Below are 22,158 nucleotides of genomic sequence, written 5' to 3'. Positions count from 1 at the left end.
TCCGACCTGCGCAGCCGTACCCTGAGGGGGTGGACATCGAGACGGCAGGGAGCACGAGCGGGCTCCCCGAGGTGGCGGCCGGTCTGCTCGACCGCCTGAGCTGCGCCGCCCCCGATACCGGCGACGATCGGACGCAACTCGTCCTGGACGACGCGCTCGACCTCATCGAGGCACGACTCGAACGGCTCCTCGCAGCGTCTTCCGGCGACGTGTCCGAGGGGGCCCGGTGACCCGCGCGGGCGACCCGGCCTCGTGCGCCGTGCTGGCCGCCGACCTGCGTTCGGGCGCCCACCGGCTGCGCGAGAGCACGGCGAACGCCCCCACGCCGGGGCTGCCCGAGACGGCGCCCACCGCCGGCACGCGCGCGGACGTGGCCGAACTCGCCCGCGCCCTCGACGTTCTCGGTGACGCGCTCGCCGAGTTCGCCGCGGCATTGCGCGACGCCCGGCCCACGAGATCGGGCCGTCCCCACCCCCACACCGCGCTGCGCGCCGCCTGCCGTCGGGTGTGCGAGGAACTGGGGAACGATCAGATCCCGAGGTAGGCTGCGACGTCGTCCAGTTCGGTGGCGTCGTACCAGAGCAGTTCCTCGTCCTCGCTCGCGCCGTGTTCGGCCACGTGGAGGGCGACCACCGACGACGCCGGCACCTCGAGCTCCGCGCCGGGCTCGTGCTCGGCCGGCAGCCGCGACACGTCGGCCGCGACGACGACGACCGCCCCGTCGCGAGAACGCAGGTCGCCCTCGGCGAGCAGGGCGGCCTCGTACTCGAGGTCCTCCTCGTCGGCGCGCGGATCGGCCGCCCGCATCGCCGGCGTGACCGCATAACCGGGCGCCCGCACGGTTCCCGCGTCGCGCAGCGACCGCACCCCGCCGGCCCCCGCGGCCAGATACACCCGCACGCTCATCTCCGGTCCTCCGTCATGTCTTCGGTATCGATGGTGTCGTCGGTGTCGATGTGTCGTCGGTGTCGATGATGACCCCAGAGCCCTCAGAACCCCCAGAGCCCTCAGAACCCCCAGCGGCCCCGGTGCCCACGGTCGTGGTGAGCTCCTCGAGCGCCTCGAGTACCCCGTCCGCGAGCACGTCGAGGTCGCTCATCGCGGCCCGGTCGCCGTTGAGCCCGAGGAAGACCTCTCCGTCGTAGGAGGTCAGGCCGATCGCGAGCGCCTGCCCGGGCGTGAGCGGCATGACCGGGTAGGTCGCGATCATGCGGGCGCTGCCCACGTAGAGCGGCTTCTGAGGGCCCGGCACGTTGGTGACGACGAGGTTGAACATCCGCCTCGAGACCGCGCCGGCCACGCGCGCGCCGAGGTGGTGCAGCGTCGCCGGGGCGAACCCGACGATGCTCGTGAGGGAACTCGCCGGCAACGCCCGCGAGCTGCGGGTCTGGTGCCGGGTCTGGTACGCGATGCGTTCCAGCCGCAGACGGCCGTTCGGCTCCCCCACGGGTAGGTCGACGAAGCAGGCCACGACCTGGCTGGAGGACACGCTGTTCTCCAACGGCTCGTCCTCGGCCGGCCCCTCCGAGATGCTCACCGGAACCATGGCCCGCACCGTCGTCGCGGAGTGCACGGGCTCGCCACGCGCCTGCAGCCACGTGCGCAGACCTCCGGTGAGCACCGTGAGGGCGACGTCGGTGATCGTCACGTCGACCGGCCGGGCACCGTTCGCGATCGCGTCGCGGATCATCCGGTACTCGACGAGGTCGGTGCGAAGCATGTGGAACCGGCGGGGTGCCCGCACGCGGGTGTTGAGCGCGCTCGCCGGAGCCGGGCTGGCCGCCGTGCGGGCCGCCTGCGCGAGGAGACTGCCCACGCCACCGAGCGTGCGCCGAGCGAAGCCCGAGACGCCGTCGACGACTCCGCCGCGAACCCGATCGGCGACGGTGAGAGGTCGGCGGACGGCCTCGAGCACGGCGTCGGCGAGCAGGGCCGCGTCGTGCGGTTCGCGGCGGGGCCGCCACGGCGGGGGCGTCGGGATGTCGGGGTTCGGCTCGGTGTCGAGCAGGAGGTGCCCGATGTCGACGGCCGTCACCCCGTCGACGAGGGTCTGGTGTGTCTTGGTCACGAGGGCGGTACGTCCACCCTCGAGGCCTTCGACGACGTAGATCTCCCACAGCGGATGCTGCCGGTCCAGGGGCCGGCTCTGGATGCGGGCGACGAACTCCGCGAGCTGCTCCTCCGATCCGGGGGCGGGCAGTGCGGAGCGTCGGACGTGGTAGGTGATGTCGAAGTCGACGTCGTCGACCCACACCGGCCCCGAGATGCGCCCCGGCAGCTCGCGCACGCGCTGGCGGTAGCGGGAGGACTCCCCGATGCGGTCGGAGACCAGCGCGACGAGCGCGTCGTGATCGAGAGGCGCCGAACCCCGGCGCGCCCGTCGGCCCGCCGCACCCTCGAGGATCATCACCGAGCCGACGTGCAGGGCGGTCTCCGGCTCCTCGAGGTAGAGGAACGAGGCGTCGAGGGGACTGAGTCGATCGAGCACGCCGCCATCGTGCCACGGGTGGCGCGGCCCGCCCCGCGCGCGCATCGGTCGGTTACCCACAGGGCCCGAGGCGCTGCCGGCCGCGTGGGTCGTCACCCCGGGCGCATACTTGACACAAGCAGCGCTCAGGCGCTCGCAGCCCCCACGTCCTCACCCCAGGAGTCGCCATGTCCACTGCCGCGCCGGACTTCGGCGAGTACGCCTCCGCCCACGACGCGGGTCGGCACCCGTTGCCCATCCGCATGCGCCCCCTGGCGCAGGCGGTGGGCACGCCGCCGTGGCCCGCGGCGCGTCCGAGCAGGAGCACTCCGGTCGACGCGGCCGCGGCGACCGCCGGGGATGCCTCCGGGCGACGGTCGGGGACATCGCGGCGTGCACGGCTGCGGCTCGTCGACGACTTCGGCCCGACCCACACCGATCTGTCGGGGCTGCCCGACGCCGAACTGTGGGTGCGTGGGGTCGCGGTCGCGTTGTACGAGGCCGCGACGGGTGCTCGCCCGGCCACCCAGGTCATGCGGTGGCTGGCGCCCGACGTCCACGATTCCATCGTCCGCCGCTCGGGCCGAGCCGCGCGCCGCGGAGGCGCGACCCGTCGGCCGGTGCGGCTGCGGCGCGTCGTCGCCACCGTCCTTCCGGGTCACGTCTCGGTCGTCGAGGCGAGCGCGGTCATCGACGACCACCATCGCGTGCGCGCCATGGCCCTGCGCCTCGAAGGACTCGACGGACGGTGGCTCGTCACGGCGTGTGAGATCGGCTGAACCGGCGCCCGTCTCGTCGTCGTCAGCCGACGAGGCAGGCCTCGTCGATGCCCGCCCGGCTCAGCGACCCTTCTTGCGCTGTGCGCGCTTCGCGGCCCGCCGGGACTTGCGATCGCGGTTGCTGTCGTCGTCGTGCTGTTCGACCGAGCCGTCCTCGGCAGGTGCGGAGTAGTGCAGACGCTCCTTGCGCGGCCCGTCGAGGCCCTCGCCTCGCACGGCCACCCCGGCGTCGTCGCCCTCCTCCGGCGGCAGCTGGCTCTCGTCGATCTGCACGTCGACGTTGAAGAAGTAGCCGACCGACTCCTCCTTGATGCTGTCGAGCATCGCGTTGAACATCTGGTAGCCCTCGCGGCTGTACTCCACCACCGGGTCGCGCTGGGCCATGGCGCGCAGGCCGATGCCCTCCTGGAGGTAGTCCATCTCGTAGAGGTGCTCGCGCCACTTGCGGTCGAGCACCGACAGCACGACGCGGCGCTGCACCTCACGGGTGCCACGCGGACCGAGCTGCTCCTCACGGGCGTCGAACGCGCGGTGGGCGTCGCTCAACAGCTCGTCCTTGAGCACCTGCGGGTCGATGCCGGGCAGGCCGCCCGCGGAGTCGAGCACCTCGTCCAGGGTGACGCCCATGGGGTAGAGCGTGCCGCAGGCGGTCCACAGCTCCTCGAGATCCCAGTCCTCGGCGAAGCCCTCGGCCGTCGCCGCCGTGACGTACCCCTCGACGACGTCGGTGAGGAAGTAGCGCATCTGCTCGGTGAGGTCCTCGCCCTCGAGCACGCGGCGCCGCTCGGCGTAGATGACCTTGCGCTGGGTGTTGAGCACGTCGTCGTACTTGAGGACGTTCTTGCGGATCTCGAAGTTGCGGCCCTCGACCTGCGTCTGCGCGCTCTGGATCGAGCGGCTGACCATCTTGGACTCGATCGGCACCGAGTCCTCGAGGCCGGCCGAGGTCATGAAGCGGTCGACCATGCCCGCGTTGAACATGCGCATGAGGTCGTCCTGCAGCGACAGGTAGAACCGGGACTCCCCCGGGTCGCCCTGGCGCCCCGAGCGTCCGCGGAGCTGGTTGTCGATGCGGCGCGACTCGTGGCGTTCGGTGCCGAGCACGTAGAGGCCACCGAGCTGCGTGACCTCGTCGTGCTCGCGCTCGACGGCGTGCTCGGCCGCGGCGAACGCCTCGTCCCACGCGGCCTCGTACTCCTCGGGGGTCTCCTCCGGGGAAAGGCCGCGGGCCTTGAGCGCGGCGACCGCGCGGAACTCGGGGTTGCCGCCGAGCATGATGTCGGTGCCGCGGCCGGCCATGTTGGTCGCCACGGTCACCGCGCCCTTGCGGCCGGCCTCGGCGACGATGTTCGCCTCGTGCTCGTGGTGCTTGGCGTTGAGCACCGCGTGCGCCACCCCGCGCCGCTCGAGCTGCGTGCTGAGGTACTCGCTCTTCTCGACGCTCGTCGTGCCGACGAGTACCGGCTGCCCCTTGGCGTGGTGCTCGACGATGTCCTCGACGACCGCGTCGAACTTCGCCTTCTCGGTGCGGTACACGAGGTCGGGCTGGTCCTTGCGCACCATGGGCCGGTTGGTGCGGATGGGCACGACGCCCACCTTGTAGATCTGGTGCAGCTCGGCGGCCTCGGTCTGGGCCGTACCGGTCATGCCCGAGATCTTGTCGTAGAGACGGAAGTAGTTCTGGAGGGTGACGGTGGCCAGGGTCTGGTTCTCGTTCTGGATCTCCACCCCCTCCTTGGCCTCGATGGCCTGGTGCATGCCCTCGTTGTAGCGGCGTCCGCGCAGGATTCGGCCCGTGTGCTCGTCGACGATGAGGATCTCGCCGTCCATGACGACGTAGTCCTTGTCGCGCTTGAAGAGCTCCTTGGCCTTGATCGCGTTGTTGAGGTAGCCGATGAGCGGGGTGTTGACGGCCTCGTAGAGGTTGTCGATGCCGAGCAGGTCCTCGATCTTCTCGATGCCGGGCTCGAGGATGCCGACGGTCTTCTTCTTCTCGTCGACCTCGTAGTCGCCGGTCGAGGGGATGCCGCGCATGCGGTCGGCGGGGGTGCCGCGCTCGAGATGCCGCACGAGCCGGGCGAACTGGGTGTACCACTTGGTCGCCGCGTCGGAGGGGCCCGAGATGATGAGGGGCGTGCGGGCCTCGTCGATGAGGATGGAGTCGACCTCGTCGACGATGGCGAAGTTGTGGCCGCGCTGCACGAGATCGGCCATCTGCCAGGCCATGTTGTCGCGCAGGTAGTCGAACCCGAACTCGTTGTTCGTGCCGTAGGTGATGTCCTTCGCGTACTCCTCACGGCGTTGCGCCGGAGTCATGTGAGCGAGGATCACACCCGTCTCCATGCCGAGCATGCGGTGCACGCGGCCCATGAGCTCGGACTGGTACTCGGCGAGGTAGTCGTTGACCGTGACGACGTGGACACCCTTGCCGCCGAGCGCGTTGAGGTAGCTCGGCAGGGTGGCCACCAGGGTCTTTCCCTCACCGGTCTTCATCTCGGCGACGTTGCCCTGGTGAAGGGCCGCGCCGCCCATGATCTGCACGTCGAAGTGGCGCTTGCCCAGCGTGCGCTTGCTCGCCTCCCGCACCGCCGCGAACGCCTCGGGGAGGATGGCGTCGAGCGACTCGCCGTCGGCCACGCGCTGCTTGAAGACGTCGGTCTCTGCGCGCAGCTCGGCGTCGCTGAGCTTCTCGAAGTCCTCTTCGATGGCGTTGACCTGGGCCGCGATGCCTTCGAGTCGTTTGACGACCCGTCCTTCTCCGGCTCGCAGGATTCGGTCGACGATCTTCGGCACGGCCTGACTCCTTGCGCATGTGAACGGCGCCTGACCCCTACGAACTGTCCGGCGCCGTACTCGGTGGTCCTTCCAGGGTAAACGCTGGTGGACCGGCAACCGGACACCGTCGGCCCAGGCCGGGACGCATCACGGCGCGTCAAGCCCGTTCGAGGACCACGGGATTCGTCTCGGCCCCGGGCCCGAGGGCCCGACGAGGCCGCTCACCGTCAGGACGCGACGAGGTCCTGGTAGTCGGGGTGCTTGGAGATCCAGCCCGCGTAGAACGAGCACGACGGGATGACGCTCAGGCCCTCGGCACGGGCGTCGTCGAGACTCGTGCGCGCGAGGGCCGAGGCCACACCGCGACCGCCGAACTCCGGCTCGGTGACGGTGTGGGGGAACTCGATCGTGCCGTCGCCGCGCCGGAACTCCGCGAACCCCGCGAGCTGTCCGTCGAGGTGGGCCTCGTAGCGGCCGGCGTCGTCGTTACGTGTCACCTGTACGTCACTCATTCCTCCACCCTGCCATGCGCCGGGCGGGCACACATTTCGGGGCCGGTCAGGAGTCGCGTCGGCGCCGCACGGCGTAGAGGGCCGCCTCGGTGCGCGAATGCAGGCCCAGCTTGTCGAGGATGTTGTGCACGTGGTTCTTCACGGTGTTCTCGCTGATGAAGAGCCGGCCCCCGATCTCGCGGTTCGTCAGGCCCTCGCCGAGCACGCCGAGCACCTGCCGTTCCCGCTCCGTGAGCGCGGTCGTGGGGTCCTCGCGGCGTTCCTCGCTCGAGACCATCGCCGAGAACTCCTCGAGCAACGTCGAGGCGAGCTCGGGCGACAGGAGGGACTGCCCTTCTCGCACCGCGCGGATGCCGTCGATGATCGTCTCGGGCGGCGCGTCCTTGAGCAGATACCCCCTGGCGCCGGCGCGGATCGCGGCGACGAGGTCCTTCTCGTCCTCCGAGGTCGTGATCATGACGACCCGCGTGCCGTAACCGAGGTCGCGGATCGCTCGGCACGCCTCGATGCCGTCTCCCCCGGGCATGCGCACGTCCATGAGGACGACGTCGGGGCGCACCTCACGCACCTGCTCGACCGCGTCGACGCCGTTGGCGGCCTCCCCCACGATCTCCAGATCGTCCTCCGTGCCGAGCACCACCTCGAGCCCGCGGCGGTAGAGCACATGATCGTCGACGACGACGACCCGCGTGGGACGGCTCCCGGTGCCCCCGCGCCTCGAGGTGTCGCTGCTCACGCCGGCCATCATGGCACGCGCTCGGCAGCACACGGGCGGGGCCGGCGCCGCTGCGCCGACCCCGCCCGGTGGAGACGAGTCATGGGGTCAGACCGCTTGCGCCTCCTGCTGTTCGTGCGAGACCTCGAGGTGGATGACGCCGTAGTCCCACCCGCGACGCCGGTAGACGACGCTCGGGTGGTCGGTGTCGATGTCGTGGAAGAGGTAGAAGTCGTGCCCGACGAGCTCCATCTCCGAGAGCGCCTGCTCGAGGGTCATCGGGGCGGAGGCGTGGATCTTCTCGCGTACCCCGATGGGCGAGTCGCCCTGAGCGGGGATGCGATGACTCACGTCACCGGCGGGGGCGGGGCTCTCCTCGGGCGCCTGCGGCTCCGGACCGCCCATCTCGGCGATCTCGAGTCCGGCGACGGCGGTCTGCAGGTCGGGTCCACCGCGGCGTCGGGAGACCTTGCGGCGGTCACCGACCCGACGGAGCCGCTCGGTCAGCTTGGCGAGGGCGAGGTCGAGAGCTGTGTACTTGTCCTCCGAGTACGCCTCGGCGCGAACCACGGGGCCCTTGGCCAGACACGTGATCTCGAGTCGCTCGCTGCCCTTGGGCGCGCCTCGGGTGGTCTCGTGGCTGAGCACGACCTCCACCCGTTGGGTGCGGGGCGCGAGTTGCTCGACCTTGGCGAGCTTGTCCTCGAGAACCTCTCGGAAGCGGTCAGAGACCTTGATCTGACGGCCGGTGACGATGATCTCCACGGGATTCCTCCTGTGACTCTTCGGTGATGACGGGCTCGCACGAGCCCGGGTGAGGGAACCTCATCACCTCCTTCGTCGACCGCCGCGACCGCGGGGGCGGGGAGGTCCGAAGACGTCGTCGCCCACGACGGGGTCGGGGAGAACCACGGGCGGTGCCCTGCGTCGGACACCTACCTGAACCGTAGACGACGAAGGTGTGGCGGGGAAGTGATACCGGCGCGGCGCGGCGCAGGTCATGAGTACATATCGGCGCGATCGGGTGCCCCGGCCGTGGCCGCGTGACGAGGGGTCGAGGCGAGCGCCGCGACCGCGATCGGGCGGGCCCCGGCCGCGCGCAGCGCCCGGACGCACTCGCGTGCCGTCGCCCCGCTCGTCACGACGTCGTCGACGACGAGCACGTCGCGACCGCACAACGACCCGGCGTCGGTCGAGACGTACGCGCGCTCGGTGTTGGCGGCACGTTCGGCCCGGGTGAGACGAGCCTGATCGGACACGGCCCGGGCGTGTCGCAGGACCGGCGCCCACGCGCACGGTCGGCCGGTGAGCACCTCCACCCCCGCGAGGGCCTGCCGGGCGAGCACGTGGGTGGGGACGTCGCCTCGTACGCGCCTCGACCGTCGGGACGACGGTGCGGGCACGACCGCCAGGACGTCCTCGCTCAGGGGTGCGCGGTCGGCGGCGAGCGCGACGGCGGTGACGATCGCGGCCCGTAGGGGTGGCGCGAGCACGGAGGCGAGGTCGCGGCGCTCCCCGTCCTTGAACGCGGCGACGGCATGACGCACGACCCCGGCGTAGGGCGCAGCGGCGACGACGAACCCCTCGGGAGCGCAGGCGGTTCCGGCGGGCCCGGCGACGAGGCGGGGATAGGCGGCCGCCCGGTCCAGCTCACGGGCGCAGTCGGGGCACCACGGAGTTCCGGGCGCCGTGCAGCCGCCGCACCAGACCGGCACCGCGAGATCGACGAGCGCGCCGGTGGCCGCGAGGACACCTCTCGTCGCACGCAGGAGACCGGCCGCGCCCCCGCGCAGAGGCGTCCGCATGACTCGACCCTGCCCGATCTCCCTCGCGTGTGGGAGACGCCCCGGCCTGCCTGTGGACGACCGGCCTCCGACGTCGTGGGGTGTGTGCGGCGATGGGGACCCAGAGGTGGAGGTGGGAAGGAGACGCCACGAAGGTGGGTGCGGCGCGGTCAGAACCCCGGGACGATGAGCTCGTCGACGTGGCCGCGGCTCTGCCAGGCATTGCCCACCCGTCGCCACACGGCGCCGGTGGAGGTGACGACGAGCACCCCCCGAAAGCGCGTCGAGCGGCGGTCGGCCGCAGAGCGCCCCCAGCGCGGCTGGCCGTCGCCGCCCGCGGTGGCGATCTGCACGACGTCGCGTACCGGCGGCAGCGGTTCGATCGGGCCGCCGAGCGGCAGGATCGTCGGCCGCACCTCGGAGCTCTCCCATGCGGTCACGGCCGCGAGCGAGCCGCCGTCGGCCCAGGTGAGGTCGCGCAGCTGCGAGAGCCCGGCGGCGACGCGCCAGGGCTTGCCGAGCGAGACCGGCGATCCGCCCTGCCCGACGGAGACGCCAGCGACGTACACCGACGTCGTGCCCGCGGGGTCGGCGAGGGCCACGGCCAGCCGCCTGGCTCCCGGCGAGGGCCGCACGGCGACCACCTTGCCCTCGAGCCAGGGCGCCTCGATCGGGGCGGGCGGCGTGCCGGCGACGGCACCGTTCGCGACCCACCAGATGCGGGGGGCCCGGTCGGTTCCGATGCCGCCGACCCAGGTGCGGCCGCGCTGATCGATGGCGGGGTCGGTGAGCGAGGAGCCGAACGGCGGCGGGCTGCCGCCTCCGCGCGGTGTCCACCGGTAGAGCGTCGCCCTGTCGTGGCTGACCCCGCTGACCTCGTCGAGCTTCTCCGAGACCGCGAGCGCCTCCCACTTCGGCGACACGGCCGGCAGGCTCGAGGTGACCGGGCGCTGGTTCTCCCCGCCTCGCAGCCACCCGGAGAAGTCGGTCGCCTGCAGGCGGTCGCCGTCTCGCAGGACGACCGCGGCGGGGGCGGTCTCGGCGGAGGTGTAGCCGAAGTCCTCGGTGCTCGTCGCGAGGCCCTGGATCCCCAGCACCTGCACGGGGGTGCCGCCGACGGACACCGCGACCGCGCTCACCCCCGGCACCTGGCGCATGGTGGCGAGGATCTGGGCGAGCGCCGCACGGCGCTGGTCGGTGGTGGTGTTGAGCTCGGTGAGCTCGATCTGGGCCACCTTGTCGACGATCGGCACCGAGTCGACGGCGAGGTCGGTCCCCGGCGGGAATCCGGTGACGACCGCGCCCTTGAGGTAGCCCGGCACCGGGGCGAGCTGCGCACGCGCGAGGCTCGTCGGCAGACCTTGACCTAGGGGGAACCAGCGGTAGTCGTGGACGAGGATCTGCGCGAAGGGGTCGGCGTAGGCGAGCGTGAACTGCCCGAACGCGTTCTCGAAGTAGTAGCGGCTCAACCACACCCCGAACCCGTCGGGCACGCTGGAGATGCGCCACTCGCCCTCGACCTGGGTGAGACCGAGCGTCGCGGCGACGGCCTCGCCCGGGGAGGCCGCGAGATAGCGCCCGGTCTCGTCGACCCGGGCCACGACCGACGTGCTGAGGTCGACCGCCCCGTCCTTCGACTTCAGCGAGACGTTGCCGGAGTCGCCGTAGACCGTCACCTGCTCCTTGGGTCGCCACGCCTTCGACGCCTGCGAGGTGAGGTAGGCGCGGGCGGCGGCGTAGTCGTCCTCGGTCGAGGAGCTCGCGGCGAGGAATCCCTGGACGATCTGGACCGGCGAGGCGCCCGGGGTGGGCGCCTCGAACTGCAGGCGGATGGGGTGGTAGTTGGTGACCCCGACCTCGAGACCGCGGTTGATCGGCCCGCTGCGGGGCAGGCCACCGCACGCGGCGAGAAGGAGCATCGCGGCGACGAGGACCGTCACCGTGAGCGTGCGGCGCAGGTTCGCGGGGACGAGCCGGGGGGTCACGACGAGGCTCCGCGGGACGTGCCGGGGCCGGGCGCCCGACCGGCGGGCCGGGCCTCGAGGTCACCGGGCGCCGGGGACGAGGCGGCCGGGTCGGACGGCGAGCGGGTGGAGTCCGTGTCCCCACCTTCATCCCCGCCCCCGCTACGGATCCCGATCCCGCTCCCGATGGACTCCGTGCTCGCATCGGGCGATTCGGCGGCGGGCAGCGCGTGCGGGGGCTCCAGGGGCAGAGGTGAGCCCTCCGGCGTGCTCCCGGCGACGCGCGGCAGGGTGAGCCGGAACCGCGAACCGCGGCCGGGCTCCCCCCAGGCCTCCAGCCGTCCGTGGTGGAGGTGGGCGTCCTCGAGCGAGATCGCGAGGCCGAGACCGGTGCCGCCGGTGGTGCGTTTGCGCGAGGGGTCGGCGCGCCAGAACCGGTTGAACACGAGCGCGGCCTGCCCCGGGGCGAGGCCGATGCCCTCGTCGGCGACGACGACGGCGGCCGCGTCCTGGTCGGAGGCCAGCTCGATGGTCACGGGCCTGCCCTCGCCGTGCTCGACGGCGTTGACCACGAGGTTGCGCAGAATGCGTTCGACGCGGCGGCCGTCGACGGCGACCACGTGCGGATTCTCGTCGCCCGCGACGACGATGTCACTGCCTCGTGCCTCGGCGAGCTGCTCGGCCCCGGCGACGACGCGCGCGACGACGATCCGCAGGTCGGTGGCCTCGAGCTCCAGCGCGGCTCCGCCGGCGTCGAAGCGGCTGATCTCGAGCAGGTCGGCCAGCAGCTCCTCGAACCGTTCGACCTGGGCGTGGAGCAACTCGGTCGAGCGGGCGACGACGGGGTCGAACGAGTCGCGCTGGTCGTGGATGAGCTCGGAGGCCATGTGGATCGTCGTCAGTGGGGTGCGCAGCTCGTGCGAGACGTCGGAGACGAACCGCTGCTGCACTCGCGAGAGGTCCTCTAGCTGGCGGATCTGTTGCTGGAGATGCTCGGCCATGTCGTTGAACGCGGTGGCGAGGCGCGCGATGTCGTCCTCACCCCGCACGAGCATGCGCTCGTTGAGGTGGCCGTCGCTGAGCCGGCCGGCGACCTCGGAGGCCTGCCGCAACGGGTCCACGACGATGCGCGTGACGACGAACGCGATGAGACCGAGCGCCGCGACCAACGCGACCGATCCGACGACGAACACGCGCCACACGCGCGACATCACGTCCTCCTCCCGCTGCATCGGGAAGATGTAGTAGAGCTCGTAGGCGCCGGCCTCGGGAATCTGGACCTGGGTGCCGACGACGACCGCGGGCACCTCACGCCCGTTCTCCCCGGGCACGGGGACGATCTGCACCTGCTGGTGGTTGGGGTCGTCCGCGATGGCCTGACGCAGCTCCTGCGGGATGACGGTGAGCGGGACGTTGGCGTAGATCGTGGTCCAGTTGGCGACCCCGTGCTGGTTGTTGATCGCACGGGTGAGGATGAGGGTGCGGGTCTGGTCGGAGCTCTGGTTCTCCTGCTGTCGCATCGTGTCGGCGGCGACCTGCTGGATGCGCATGAGATCGGTCTGATCGGTGCTGTCGAGCTTGAGGCGCATGTCGCGCGCGCCGTTGGCGGCCTCCTGCTGCGCCGTGGCCATCCGCGCCGAGACGAGTGCGTCGGCGATGCGCTCGTAGAGGAACGACTGCAGGATGATCGTCACCACGGTGCCGATGAGCATGGTGGTGAGCACGACCCGGAACTGCAGGCTCGTGCGCCACAGGCGGCGCACCCCGCGCCACAGGCGCAGGACCGCCGATTGCAGGCGCCGCCACGCGCGGGTGACGGGGGCGAGAGCGCCGGCGGTGCCCCCCTGATCGACCGTATCGCTGTCGGCTGCGTTCTCGAGGGCGCGGGTGCTGTCGGCGGAGCGGGCAGTGTCGACGGCGTCGGTGGTGGCGGCATCGCGGGCTCGATGCTCGGCCGTGGTCACCCCCGGAGCAGCCGAGGTGATGACGCCGTCGGGAGGCGCCGCGCTCGCGGGGCGCGGCGCTCCAGCAGCGTCACCGGGATGGGGCGCGGAGCTCAGGCCGGACCTGCCTTGTAGCCGACGCCGCGCACGGTGAGCACGATCTCGGGGTGCTCGGGATCCTTCTCGATCTTGCTGCGCAGGCGCTGCACGTGGACGTTGACGAGGCGGGTGTCACCGGCGTGCCGGTAACCCCAGACCTGCTCGAGGAGGACCTCGCGCGTGAAGACCTGCCACGGCTTGCGGGCGAGAGCGACGAGGAGGTCGAACTCGAGTGGGGTGAGCGAGAGCGGAGTGCCGTCGCGCTTGACGGAGTGGCCCGCCACGTCGATCGCCAGATCGCCGATCGAGAGACGCTCGGGCGCGGGCTCCTCCCCCCGGCGCAGGCGGGCGCGCACGCGGGCGATGAGTTCCTGGGGCTTGAACGGTTTGCTCACGTAGTCGTCGGCACCGGATTCGAGACCGACGACGACGTCGACGGTGTCGGTGCGGGCGGTGAGCATGATGATCGGCACCGGGGACTCCGCGCGCAGCCGTTTGCACACGTCGATGCCGTCCATGCCGGGCAGCATCACGTCGAGCAGGACGATGTCGGGGCGTGTCTCGCGAAAGACGCCGAGCACCTCGGAGCCGTCGGCCACGTGATCGACGTCGAAGCCCTCGTTGCGCAGAACGATGCCGAGCATCTCCGCGAGAGCAAGGTCGTCGTCGACGACGAGCACACGCGCCTTCATGGATGTCCCTCCGAATCCCCTGTGACGGCCGACGTCTCGGCCGACTCCAAGTTTAGCCTCAGCCGCGGCATCGCGATGACCAGCACGCGAGACGGCCGCCCGCGCCTTCGGAAGAAGTGCGGGCGGCCGTCATGTCGTCACGCGGTCGGCACCGGGTCAGTACCGAATCAGTAGCGGTAGTGGTCCGGCTTGTACGGGCCGGCGACGTCGACGCCGATGTACTCGGCCTGGGCCTTGGTGAGCTCGGTGAGCTCGACGCCGAGGGAGGCGAGGTGCGCGCGGGCGACCTTCTCGTCGAGGTGCTTGGGCAGCACGTACACACCGATCGGGTACTGGTCGTCCTTGCCGGCCTTGGTGAACAGCTCGATCTGCGCGATCGTCTGGTCGGCGAAGGAGTTGCTCATGACGAAACTCGGGTGACCGGTGGCGTTACCGAGGTTGAGCAGGCGCCCCTCCGACAGGACGATGATCGAGGAGCCGTTCTCGAAGGTCCACTCGTGCACCTGCGGCTTGATCTCGGTCTTGGTGATGCCCGGGGTCTTGGCGAGCCCGGCCATGTCGATCTCGTTGTCGAAGTGGCCGATGTTGCCGACGATGGCCTTGTTCTTCATCGCACGCATGTGGTCGGCGGTGATGACGTCGAAGTTGCCGGTCGTCGTGATGAAGATGTCGGCGCTGTCGACCACGGACTCCAGGCGGGCGACCTGGTAGCCGTCCATCGCCGCCTGCAGCGCGCAGATGGGGTCGATCTCGGTGATGATGACGCGCGCGCCCTGGCCGCGCAGGGACTCCGCGCAGCCCTTGCCGACGTCGCCGTAACCACAGACGACGGCGGTCTTGCCGCCGATGAGCACGTCGGTGGCGCGGTTGATGCCGTCGATGAGGCTGTGGCGGCAGCCGTACTTGTTGTCGAACTTGCTCTTGGTGACGGCGTCGTTGACGTTCATCGCCGGGAACAGCAGCTCACCGTCGCGGGCCAGCTCGTAGAGGCGGTGCACACCGGTGGTCGTCTCCTCGGTGACGCCCTTGATGTGCTTCGCGATCTCGGTCCACTTGGTCGGGTCCTCGGCCATCGTGCGGCGCACGAGGGCCTTGAACACGGTGAACTCCTCGGAGTCCTCCTCGGTGGTGGGCGGCACGCCACCGGCCTGCTCCCATTCACGGCCCTTGTGCACGAGCATCGTCGCGTCGCCACCGTCGTCGAGGATCATGTTGGCGAACTCGCCGTTCGGCCACGTGAGGATCTTGTCGGTGCAGTTCCAGTACTCCTCGAGCGTCTCGCCCTTCCAGGCGAAGACCGGCACGCCCTGGGGGTCCTCCGGGGTGCCGTTCGGGCCGACGACGACCGCGGCGGCCGCCTCGTCCTGCGTCGAGTAGATGTTGCAGGAGGCCCAGCGGACCTCGGCACCGAGGGAGATGAGGGTCTCGATGAGCACGGCCGTCTGGACCGTCATGTGCAACGAGCCCGCGATCTTGGCCCCGGCCAGGGGGTTCTTGCCCGCGTACTCCTCGCGCAGGGCCATGAGGCCGGGCATCTCGTGCTCGGCGAGGCGGATCTGGTGACGGCCGGCCTCGGCCAGGGACAGGTCGCGGACCTGGTGTTCCACAGTCATGTGCACTCTTTCGGTGGTGGTGTGAAGTCGGCGCGTGGGCACGACTGGACGGCCTGGATCGGCCCCGGCGACGCCCTTCTGGGCCGGGACGCGCGCTCACCCCCGAAGGAGGAGCCGGGCATCACGCAGCGGGTCATCACCCACGCCGGAACTGAGGGCCAGCCTAGCGCGCTGAGCGCACGACGCCGAGTCGACCCGTGGACGGCGGTGGACCTCGCGGGCGGCCCGTGCCATGTGGGCCGGGCGGGCCGTCGGCGGCTCAGGGAGCCGGCGAGGCCCAGGCGACGACGTTGTCGCGGTAACCGCGGGTATCGCCGGCGCCCCGAGCCCGCTCGTCCTCGACCACGGGTCCGCCGCAGGTGACGATCGCGAGCCGGCGCTCTCCACGCGCCGAGAAAGCGGGTAGGTCGTCCTTGCGTCGCACCTCGAGCGCATCGATCCGCCAGGTCTCCGCGCGGCCGGCCGCGTCGGAGGTGACGACCTGCATGCCCGGCTCGACCTGTGACAACGGATGCAGTGCGCCGAGGCGGCCGTTGCTGTCGACGTGGCCGGCGAGCACGAGAACTCCGTCCGTCTGCGTGGTCGTCCGGTCCGTGGCGCGCCAGGAGGCCACGACGTGCGGGTCGCCGGGGATGACGAGCTCACCCGAGGGGGCGACGCGCTCCCGCGACACGGGGGCGTCGACCCCCAGATCGGGGATGCGCAGCCGGGAGGGGTCCGGCACCGGCGCCCGGGCCGCCGCGACCACACCCGTCGTCGGGTGGTCCCGAGTCGGGGACGACGCAGCCGGGGACGACGGCGCCCGCGGCGTAGCCGACCCGGACGACGGCGTACGCGCGGGTGGGGGCGTCTCGCGAAGGTCGAAGGTTTGCGAGGGTAGCGGCGCGTCCGGCGGCGCCGCCGGCCCCCGACCGACTGCCCCCAGGCCGACCAGCCCGAGGCCGACGACGACTCCGGCACCGAGAGCCGTACGCGCCGCGGCACCCGCGATGCTGCGGCGGACGGTCGTCACGCCGGATCAGGACCGGTCGGTGCGCGGACGGCGCCGTGAGAGGGCGATGAGCTCGGCTCCACTCGCGAGGGCGAGCGCTCCGCCCGCGCCGGCGATGCGCACGTCCATTCCCTGTTGCGGCACCCCGGTGTCGATGCGCTTCGGAGCGGCTCCGGGCGCGGACCGAGCCGGCCGGGGTGACGCCGCCGCCACCGTGGTCGTCGAGGTGGAGGTGTTCGTGGCCGACGGGGTGGCGCCAGTGTGTGCGTCGTCGATGACATCGGGATCCCGGACGTCGTCGGTGCGGGCTGACCGGGCACGATCACCGGTACGGTCGCCGTCGGCGTGGGGGTGGCACTCGTCGGCACCGAGGTGGGGGTGGCGGTGGCGGTGACGGCAGGGCGGAGGAGCCCGGTGCCCTCCCCGCCGCCCCCGGCGCGGATGGCGTGGGTGACGGGCAACGTGACGCTGTTCCAGAGGCGGACGAACCCGTCGTTGCGGTACTCCGTGAGGGTGGGGTCGGTGACGATCGACATGCCGAGCAGTCGGAACGACTGGCCCACCTGGTCGGCGGTGGGGGTGACGACGATGCGGACCTTCGCCGGGGTGCACGAGAAGTCGGTGAGGCGGCTCTTGACGATGTAGCCGGTCTGGGTCCAGGTGTCGTCGCGGGTACCGGTGAAGACGTCGATCCGATCGCAGTCGAGCCGCTGCCCAGGGCCGGGGTTGTCGGTGATCTCGTACGAGGAGCCGACCATGTTGGGCTGGACGACGGGCCCGTCGACGGCCCACAGGAACCGGTCGCGCTCGGGGCTCGTCCACCGCTGCCATTTCACGGGATAGGAGGGGTTGCCCGGCCCTGGCCGCTCGATCCGCACCTGATCGCGAAAGACCACCGAGTCGACGTCGAACCGCAGATCGAGGGAGTCCCCCGGCGCGACACCGTCGGCGAACTCGACCCAGAACCATGCCGATCCGTGAACCCCGGTGTGGCTGCGGGCGTAGTCGGTCATCGTGAACGTGACCCGCCGCCCCGTCACCGACGCCTCGGCGACGGTCGCGCCGGCCTTGTCGCGCAGGCGGAATCTCGTGCCGTCGGTCGCCCGGAGCTCCTGGGGCAACGTGAGGACGAACGTGTCGCCGGACGACGTGCCGTCCGGCACTCGCCAGTCCAGGTGCAGCTTGAGCTGCGACCACGTGGCGGCGGCCCTCTCCTCGATCCGCACGTCGGTCACGGCACCGGGCACCGTGGACGCGTCGGCGGCGGAAAGGCCGAGGCCCAGTCCTGCGGCGACGAGCGCGAGCGCGCTCGATGCGCGCAGCGTGTGCGACAAACGGGGCATGGACATCTCTTCTCTGCTCCGGGCACGCCGGGACGCGCACCCACTCGAGAAGATGCTAAGAACCCGAAAACCGCGTGGAAGCGGCGAAAAGAACTGAGGTTGTTAAGGATTCGATCAGTCTTGAGACTGTTCGATGCCGAGGAGGGCGTTTTCGAGCACCTCGGGCAGCGCCGGGTGGATCCACATCTGGCCACGGGCCGTCTCGTGCGCGGTGAGGCCGAGCGCCATGGCCTGGATCGCCGTCTGGATGACGATCGACGCCTCGTGGCCCATGAGGTGGACGCCGAGGATGCGACCCTCGGGCGAGGCGAGGACCTTGCAGAACCCGGTCGTGTCCTCCATCGCCCAGCCGTAGGCGACGTCGGCGTACTCCTGCACCTTGAACTGGAACGGGACGCCGGCCTCCTCGAGCTCCTCCTGCGTCGCCCCCACGGTCGCGATCTGGGGCCGAGTGAACACCGCCGCGGGCACGACGTCCTCCTCGAACGACCTGAGGTCGTCGGGGTGGACGAGGTTGTGCGCGACGACCCGCGCCTCGTGGTTGGCGACGTGCTTGAGCTGGTGTTCGGAGCACACGTCGCCGAGCGCCCACACCCCCGGCGCCGTCGTGCGGCCGTGCTCGTCGACGACGACACGTCCGTCGGGATGCTGCTCGACACCGGCCGCGGACAGGTCGAGGTCGTCGACGCTCGGCACACGGCCCGTGCACACGAGGAGGAGCGCGTCCTCGATCGTCGTGCCGTCGGTGAGCGTGGCGTCGACGTGGCGTGGATCGCCGCCGTCGCGAGCGGGAACGCTCGACAGCCCGTCGACCTGCGTGTTCAGCCGCACGTCCCACTGTGTGACGGCGGCCGAGGTGAAGCGTCGCGAGACATCGCCGTCGAGGTGCCGCAGCAGCCGTTCACCGCGGGCGACGACCGTGACCTCGACACCGAGCCCCGAGAACACGTGCGCGAACTCGCAGGCGATGTAACCGCCGCCGATGATGACGATGCGCTCGGGCAACTCGTCGATGCGCATCACCGTGTCCGAGGTGTGGAACGGCACGCCCGCCTCGGAGACGGCCGCCGGGACGACGGCGTGCGAACCCGTGGCGATGACGATCTGATCGGCCTCGACCTGCGCGGTGCCACCGGAGTTCAGGGCCACCTCGAGGGTGTGTGCGCCCGTGAAGCGGGCGCGGCCGAGGTAGGCGGTCGTGTTCTCCCCCTCGATGCGGTACTGCTCACCTCCGGCGGAGATGGGATCGATGCGCCCGAAGACCCGGTCGCGGATGTCGCGCCAGCGCACCCCGTCGACGTGGGCGTCGACGCCGTAGCGCGAGGCCTCCCGCACCGTGGTGGCCACCTCGGCGGGGTAGACGAACATCTTGGTCGGGATGCATCCCACGTTGAGACACGTGCCTCCGAACGCACCCGACTCGATGACCGCGACGCGCTTGCCGTCCCAGTCGGGGGTGACGAGGGAGTTGCCGGAGCCCGTTCCGATGATGGCGAGGTCGACGTGGTCCACGGGGGGTCCTTTCGGCGCGGCGGTTCAGTTGAACCGATCGCGTAGTTGGTGCAGGTGGCGGGACTCGGCGGGATCGAGCCCGGAGCCGATGGCGAGGTAGGTGGCGGCGAAGTCGATGCGCGCGATCTGGCCGGCCAGCCGCACGACCGGCGGGCCCGGCTCGGCGACGACCGTCGACACGCGCACTCCGGTGTCCTCGGCCGTCGCGAGCACCGCGTCGGTGAGCGCGGCGAGGTCGGCCTCCTCGGGCGTCGTGATCTCGGCGGGCGCGTCGCGCACCATGAGCATCGAGAGCCGCGGCATCGAGGGGCCGTCGAGGAACGGGTCGGCGAAGATGTCGTGTTTCGTGTCGACCCCTTCTCCCCCACCGGCGGTGAAGGGCCCGTCGAAGGTCGCGACGATCTGCGAGGCAGCGTCCGGCAGCTCGCCGTGCGTGGCGGGCACCCGCGCGGTGCGAGCGAGCATCGCGGCGGCGCGAGCGGCGGCGACCCCGCTCAACGCCCCGTCGCCGAGGACGACCGGCACCGTACCGGCGAGGCCGAGGGCGAGCAGTTTGGCGGGGTTGACGAACGACTCCGAGGAGGGCCGGCACGCGTCGGCCTCGGCGTCGAGGCGGTCGGCCGCACCGAGGAGCGTGGACTCGGGCACGTCGACGAGCCCGAGGGCGTCGGCTCCGACGAGCACGGGGGTGAGCAACGACCACAGCGAGGTGCGGGAGGAGACCCGGTCGCGACCGACGTCGACGTGGACTCCGCGGGCCCGCGCGCACACCGCCGCCAGCGGCGAATCGCTCGCCCCGACGGTCAGCAGCGACGCTCCGCGGCGGGCCGCCTCGGCGGCCACGGCGAGCGGACCGCGAGCGCGGCCCGACAACGAGACGGCGACGACGAGGTCGAGGGGGCCCACCCAGCCGGGCAACGGCACGTTGCGACGCACCGACACCGGGACCGGAGAGCCGGGCTCGGCGAGCATGTCGAGCACGTCGGCGACGACGGCGGAGCCCCCGAGCGAGGCGACGAGCACCGATCGCGGGCGATCGCCGCGGGCGAGCCGCGCCATGTCGGCATCGGCCGACAGCGCGAGCCCCTCGCGCACCTGGGCCCCCGCCGTGGCCAACGCGCGAACGGTGCCGCGCCGGTCACACGCGCGCAGGTGGTCCTCGTCGTCGAGCAGCGCCTCGTCGAGGTAGACCATCTCAGGCGTCGATCGTGCGGGCCTCGTCGGCGAGGAGCACCGGGATCGTGCCCTCGACGCGGTAGGCGCGACGCACGCCGGCGGCATCGGCGGCGACGGCCTGCAGCTCCGGGCTGCCGTCGGGCGCCACGCCGTCGACGAGTTCGGAGCCCGTCACCGGGCAGCGGAGGATCTCCCGCAGCCACGGGGCGATGCGGGACGTGCCGGACTGGGTCATGTCGTACTCCTGTGGGGTCAGGTCGTGGAGGGTGGCTGTGGAAGTTCAGGCGTCCTGGCGGATGAGCGCGAGGGCCTCGTCGCGGACGCGCCGCATCGTGGCCTCGTCCTCGGCCTCGACGTTGAGGCGCAGGAGGGGTTCGGTGTTGCTCTTGCGCAGGTTGATCCACCACATCGGGCCGCTTGTCGAGCCGAGGGTGAGGCCGTCGAGGTGATCCTGCGTGGCATCCTGCGGCGCCCAGTCGAGGATGCGCGCGACGGCCGCCTGGGTGTCGGCCACCTTGGAGTTGATCTCGCCCGAGGCGGGGTAGCGCGCGTACTCGGCCACGAGTTGCGAGAGCGGGGCGCTCTGCTCGCCGAGCGCGGCGAGCACGTGCATCGCGGCGAGCATGCCGGTGTCGGCGAACCAGAAGTCGCGGAAGTAGTAATGCGCGGAGTGCTCGCCGCCGAACACCGCTCCGGCGCGTGCCATCTCGGCCTTGATGAAGGAGTGCCCCACGCGGGTGCGCACGGCGCGCGCGCCGTGTTCGGCGACGACCTCGGGCACGGCCCGGCTCGAGATGACGTTGTGGACGATGGCGACGTCACCGGCCGGAACGCCCTCGGCGACCTCCTTGGCGATCTCGCGAGCCGCGACGAGTGCGGTGATGGCCGACGGGCTCACCGGCTCGCCGCGTTCGTCGACGACGAAGCAGCGGTCGGCGTCACCGTCGAACGCCAGGCCGATGTCGGCGCCGTGCTCGACGACGGCGCGCTGCAGATCGCGGAGGTTCTCGGGCTCGAGGGGGTTGGCCTCGTGGTTGGGGAACGTGCCGTCGAGCTCGAAGTACAGGGGCACGATCGTCAACGGCAGATCGGCGAGCACGCTGGGGACGGTGTGCCCACCCATGCCGTTGCCCGCGTCGACGACGACCGTGAGCGGGCGAGAGCCGCTGAGGTCGACGAGCCCGCGCAGGAACGCGCCGTAGTCGGCGAGCAGATCGCGTTCGTCGATCGAGCCGGGCGTGACGTCGCCGGCCGCCTCGGGCACCTCGGGCTCCGCGCCGTCGAGGATCGCCTGGGCGACCGCGGTGATCTCGGCGAGACCGGTATCCTGCCCGACCGGGCGCGCACCCGAACGGCACATCTTGATGCCGTTGTACTGCGCGGGGTTGTGGCTGGCGGTGAACATCGCGCCGGGCAGGTCGAGTGCGCCGCTGGCGTAGTAGAGGCCGTCGGTGGAACACAGCCCGATGAGCGTGACGTCGAGGCCGTTCGCGCGGGTACCCTCGGCGAACGCGAGCGAGAGCTCCGGCGACGAAGGCCGCATGTCGTGGCCGATGACGATGCCGCCCGCCTCGTCGGGGATCGCCACCACCCGCGCGAACGCGGCGCCGATGGCGCGGGCCGCGTCGGCGTCGAGCTGCTCGGGGACGAGGCCACGCACGTCGTAGGCCTTGATGAAGTCGGTCAGACGGCTCTCGTTCACGCAGGCCAGCCTAGTGGGTGGGGAGGTGGGCGCCCAGCGGCCGGTCGAGCGGGCCGGTACGGGTCGGCAGGAGTCGATAGGGCTCGGCAGG

20 protein-coding genes are annotated in these 22,158 nt (G+C 71.5%); 3 read left to right on the top strand and 17 right to left on the bottom strand.

Annotated elements, in window-relative coordinates; all coding sequences use genetic code 11:
* The first annotated feature begins 29 nt into the window (after positions 1-29).
* Both BN1197_RS02245 and BN1197_RS02240 read left to right on the top strand, forming a co-directional pair.
* Complete coding sequence (locus BN1197_RS02245; RefSeq protein ID WP_040155812.1) at positions 30-230, top strand: hypothetical protein; 201 nt, start codon at positions 30-32, stop codon at positions 228-230.
* Complete coding sequence (locus BN1197_RS02240) at positions 227-544, top strand: hypothetical protein (RefSeq protein WP_040155811.1); 318 nt, start codon at positions 227-229, stop codon at positions 542-544. The genes BN1197_RS02245 and BN1197_RS02240 overlap by 4 nt, the downstream gene beginning before the upstream one ends.
* On the opposite strand, the gene BN1197_RS02235 is transcribed toward BN1197_RS02240, so the two are convergent.
* Both BN1197_RS02235 and BN1197_RS02230 read right to left on the bottom strand, forming a co-directional pair.
* On the bottom strand, positions 529-906 hold the full coding sequence (locus tag BN1197_RS02235; RefSeq protein WP_052465879.1) for a DUF6912 family protein: 378 nt from the start codon (positions 904-906) through the stop codon (positions 529-531). The genes BN1197_RS02240 and BN1197_RS02235 overlap by 16 nt on opposite strands.
* A 13-nt stretch (positions 907-919) precedes the next feature.
* The gene (locus tag BN1197_RS02230) at positions 920-2,488 is read right to left on the bottom strand and encodes a wax ester/triacylglycerol synthase family O-acyltransferase (protein WP_082043551.1); all 1,569 of its coding nucleotides are present in this window, start codon (positions 2,486-2,488) and stop codon (positions 920-922) included.
* 167 nt (positions 2,489-2,655) lie between these two features.
* Between BN1197_RS02230 and BN1197_RS02225 the strand changes: the two genes are divergently transcribed.
* Positions 2,656-3,246, top strand: coding sequence for an Rv3235 family protein (locus tag BN1197_RS02225; RefSeq protein WP_052465878.1), 591 nt, complete (start codon positions 2,656-2,658; stop codon positions 3,244-3,246).
* A gap of 60 nt (positions 3,247-3,306) precedes the next feature.
* Here the strand turns inward: BN1197_RS02225 and secA are convergent, their stop codons facing one another.
* The 15 genes from secA to BN1197_RS02150 all read right to left on the bottom strand — a co-directional run bounded on the left by secA (position 3,307) and on the right by BN1197_RS02150 (position 22,067).
* Positions 3,307-6,039, bottom strand: coding sequence for a preprotein translocase subunit SecA (gene secA / locus BN1197_RS02220; RefSeq protein ID WP_040155810.1), 2,733 nt, complete (start codon positions 6,037-6,039; stop codon positions 3,307-3,309).
* A gap of 209 nt (positions 6,040-6,248) precedes the next feature.
* Positions 6,249-6,533, bottom strand: coding sequence for a GNAT family N-acetyltransferase (locus BN1197_RS02215; protein ID WP_040155809.1), 285 nt, complete (start codon positions 6,531-6,533; stop codon positions 6,249-6,251).
* A gap of 46 nt (positions 6,534-6,579) precedes the next feature.
* The gene (locus BN1197_RS02210; protein WP_390622696.1) at positions 6,580-7,269 is read right to left on the bottom strand and encodes a response regulator; all 690 of its coding nucleotides are present in this window, start codon (positions 7,267-7,269) and stop codon (positions 6,580-6,582) included.
* Between the two features lie 87 nt (positions 7,270-7,356).
* Positions 7,357-8,013, bottom strand: a complete 657-nt coding sequence (gene hpf, locus BN1197_RS02205; RefSeq protein WP_040155807.1) for a ribosome hibernation-promoting factor, HPF/YfiA family — start codon at positions 8,011-8,013, stop codon at positions 7,357-7,359.
* Between the two features lie 233 nt (positions 8,014-8,246).
* Positions 8,247-9,053 carry a ComF family protein gene (locus BN1197_RS02200; RefSeq protein ID WP_052465877.1) on the bottom strand — a complete coding sequence of 269 codons (807 nt, stop codon included), beginning with the start codon at positions 9,051-9,053 and terminating at the stop codon, positions 8,247-8,249.
* A 149-nt stretch (positions 9,054-9,202) separates the two neighbouring features.
* Positions 9,203-11,017 (bottom strand): LpqB family beta-propeller domain-containing protein, encoded by a 1,815-nt coding sequence (locus BN1197_RS02195; RefSeq protein ID WP_040155806.1) that lies wholly within the window; start codon positions 11,015-11,017, stop codon positions 9,203-9,205.
* Positions 11,014-12,960, bottom strand: coding sequence for an MtrAB system histidine kinase MtrB (gene mtrB / locus BN1197_RS02190; RefSeq protein WP_082043550.1), 1,947 nt, complete (start codon positions 12,958-12,960; stop codon positions 11,014-11,016). Before mtrB ends, BN1197_RS02195 begins: the two co-directional genes overlap by 4 nt.
* Before the next feature lie 92 nt (positions 12,961-13,052).
* Positions 13,053-13,730: an MtrAB system response regulator MtrA gene (gene mtrA, locus BN1197_RS02185; protein WP_040155804.1), complete on the bottom strand. Its 678-nt coding sequence runs from the start codon at positions 13,728-13,730 to the stop codon at positions 13,053-13,055.
* Positions 13,731-13,897: 167 nt separating this feature from the next.
* Positions 13,898-15,343: an adenosylhomocysteinase gene (ahcY, locus tag BN1197_RS02180; RefSeq protein ID WP_040155802.1), complete on the bottom strand. Its 1,446-nt coding sequence runs from the start codon at positions 15,341-15,343 to the stop codon at positions 13,898-13,900.
* Between the two features lie 259 nt (positions 15,344-15,602).
* Complete coding sequence (locus BN1197_RS17230; RefSeq protein WP_052465876.1) at positions 15,603-16,091, bottom strand: class F sortase; 489 nt, start codon at positions 16,089-16,091, stop codon at positions 15,603-15,605.
* A gap of 260 nt (positions 16,092-16,351) precedes the next feature.
* Complete coding sequence (locus BN1197_RS02170; RefSeq protein WP_040155801.1) at positions 16,352-17,683, bottom strand: Ig-like domain-containing protein; 1,332 nt, start codon at positions 17,681-17,683, stop codon at positions 16,352-16,354.
* 108 nt (positions 17,684-17,791) lie between these two features.
* Positions 17,792-19,189, bottom strand: a complete 1,398-nt coding sequence (locus BN1197_RS02165; protein ID WP_040155800.1) for a mycothione reductase — start codon at positions 19,187-19,189, stop codon at positions 17,792-17,794.
* Positions 19,190-19,213: 24 nt separating this feature from the next.
* Positions 19,214-20,383, bottom strand: a complete 1,170-nt coding sequence (locus BN1197_RS02160; protein WP_040155798.1) for an SIS domain-containing protein — start codon at positions 20,381-20,383, stop codon at positions 19,214-19,216.
* A 1-nt stretch (position 20,384) separates the two neighbouring features.
* A complete protein-coding gene (locus BN1197_RS02155) occupies positions 20,385-20,600 on the bottom strand; it encodes a Trm112 family protein (RefSeq protein WP_040155797.1) in 216 nt (71 codons plus the stop codon).
* A 45-nt stretch (positions 20,601-20,645) separates the two neighbouring features.
* Positions 20,646-22,067 (bottom strand): phosphomannomutase/phosphoglucomutase, encoded by a 1,422-nt coding sequence (locus BN1197_RS02150; RefSeq protein ID WP_040155796.1) that lies wholly within the window; start codon positions 22,065-22,067, stop codon positions 20,646-20,648.
* Positions 22,068-22,158: the final 91 nt, after the last annotated feature.

Origin of the sequence: Mobilicoccus massiliensis, assembly GCF_000826525.2 — a bacterium.
In the GTDB taxonomy this organism is placed as follows: domain Bacteria; phylum Actinomycetota; class Actinomycetes; order Actinomycetales; family Dermatophilaceae; genus Mobilicoccus; species Mobilicoccus massiliensis.
The sequence above is the reverse complement of the archived record's forward strand: the minus strand, read 5'-3'. Positions and strand labels throughout refer to the sequence as shown.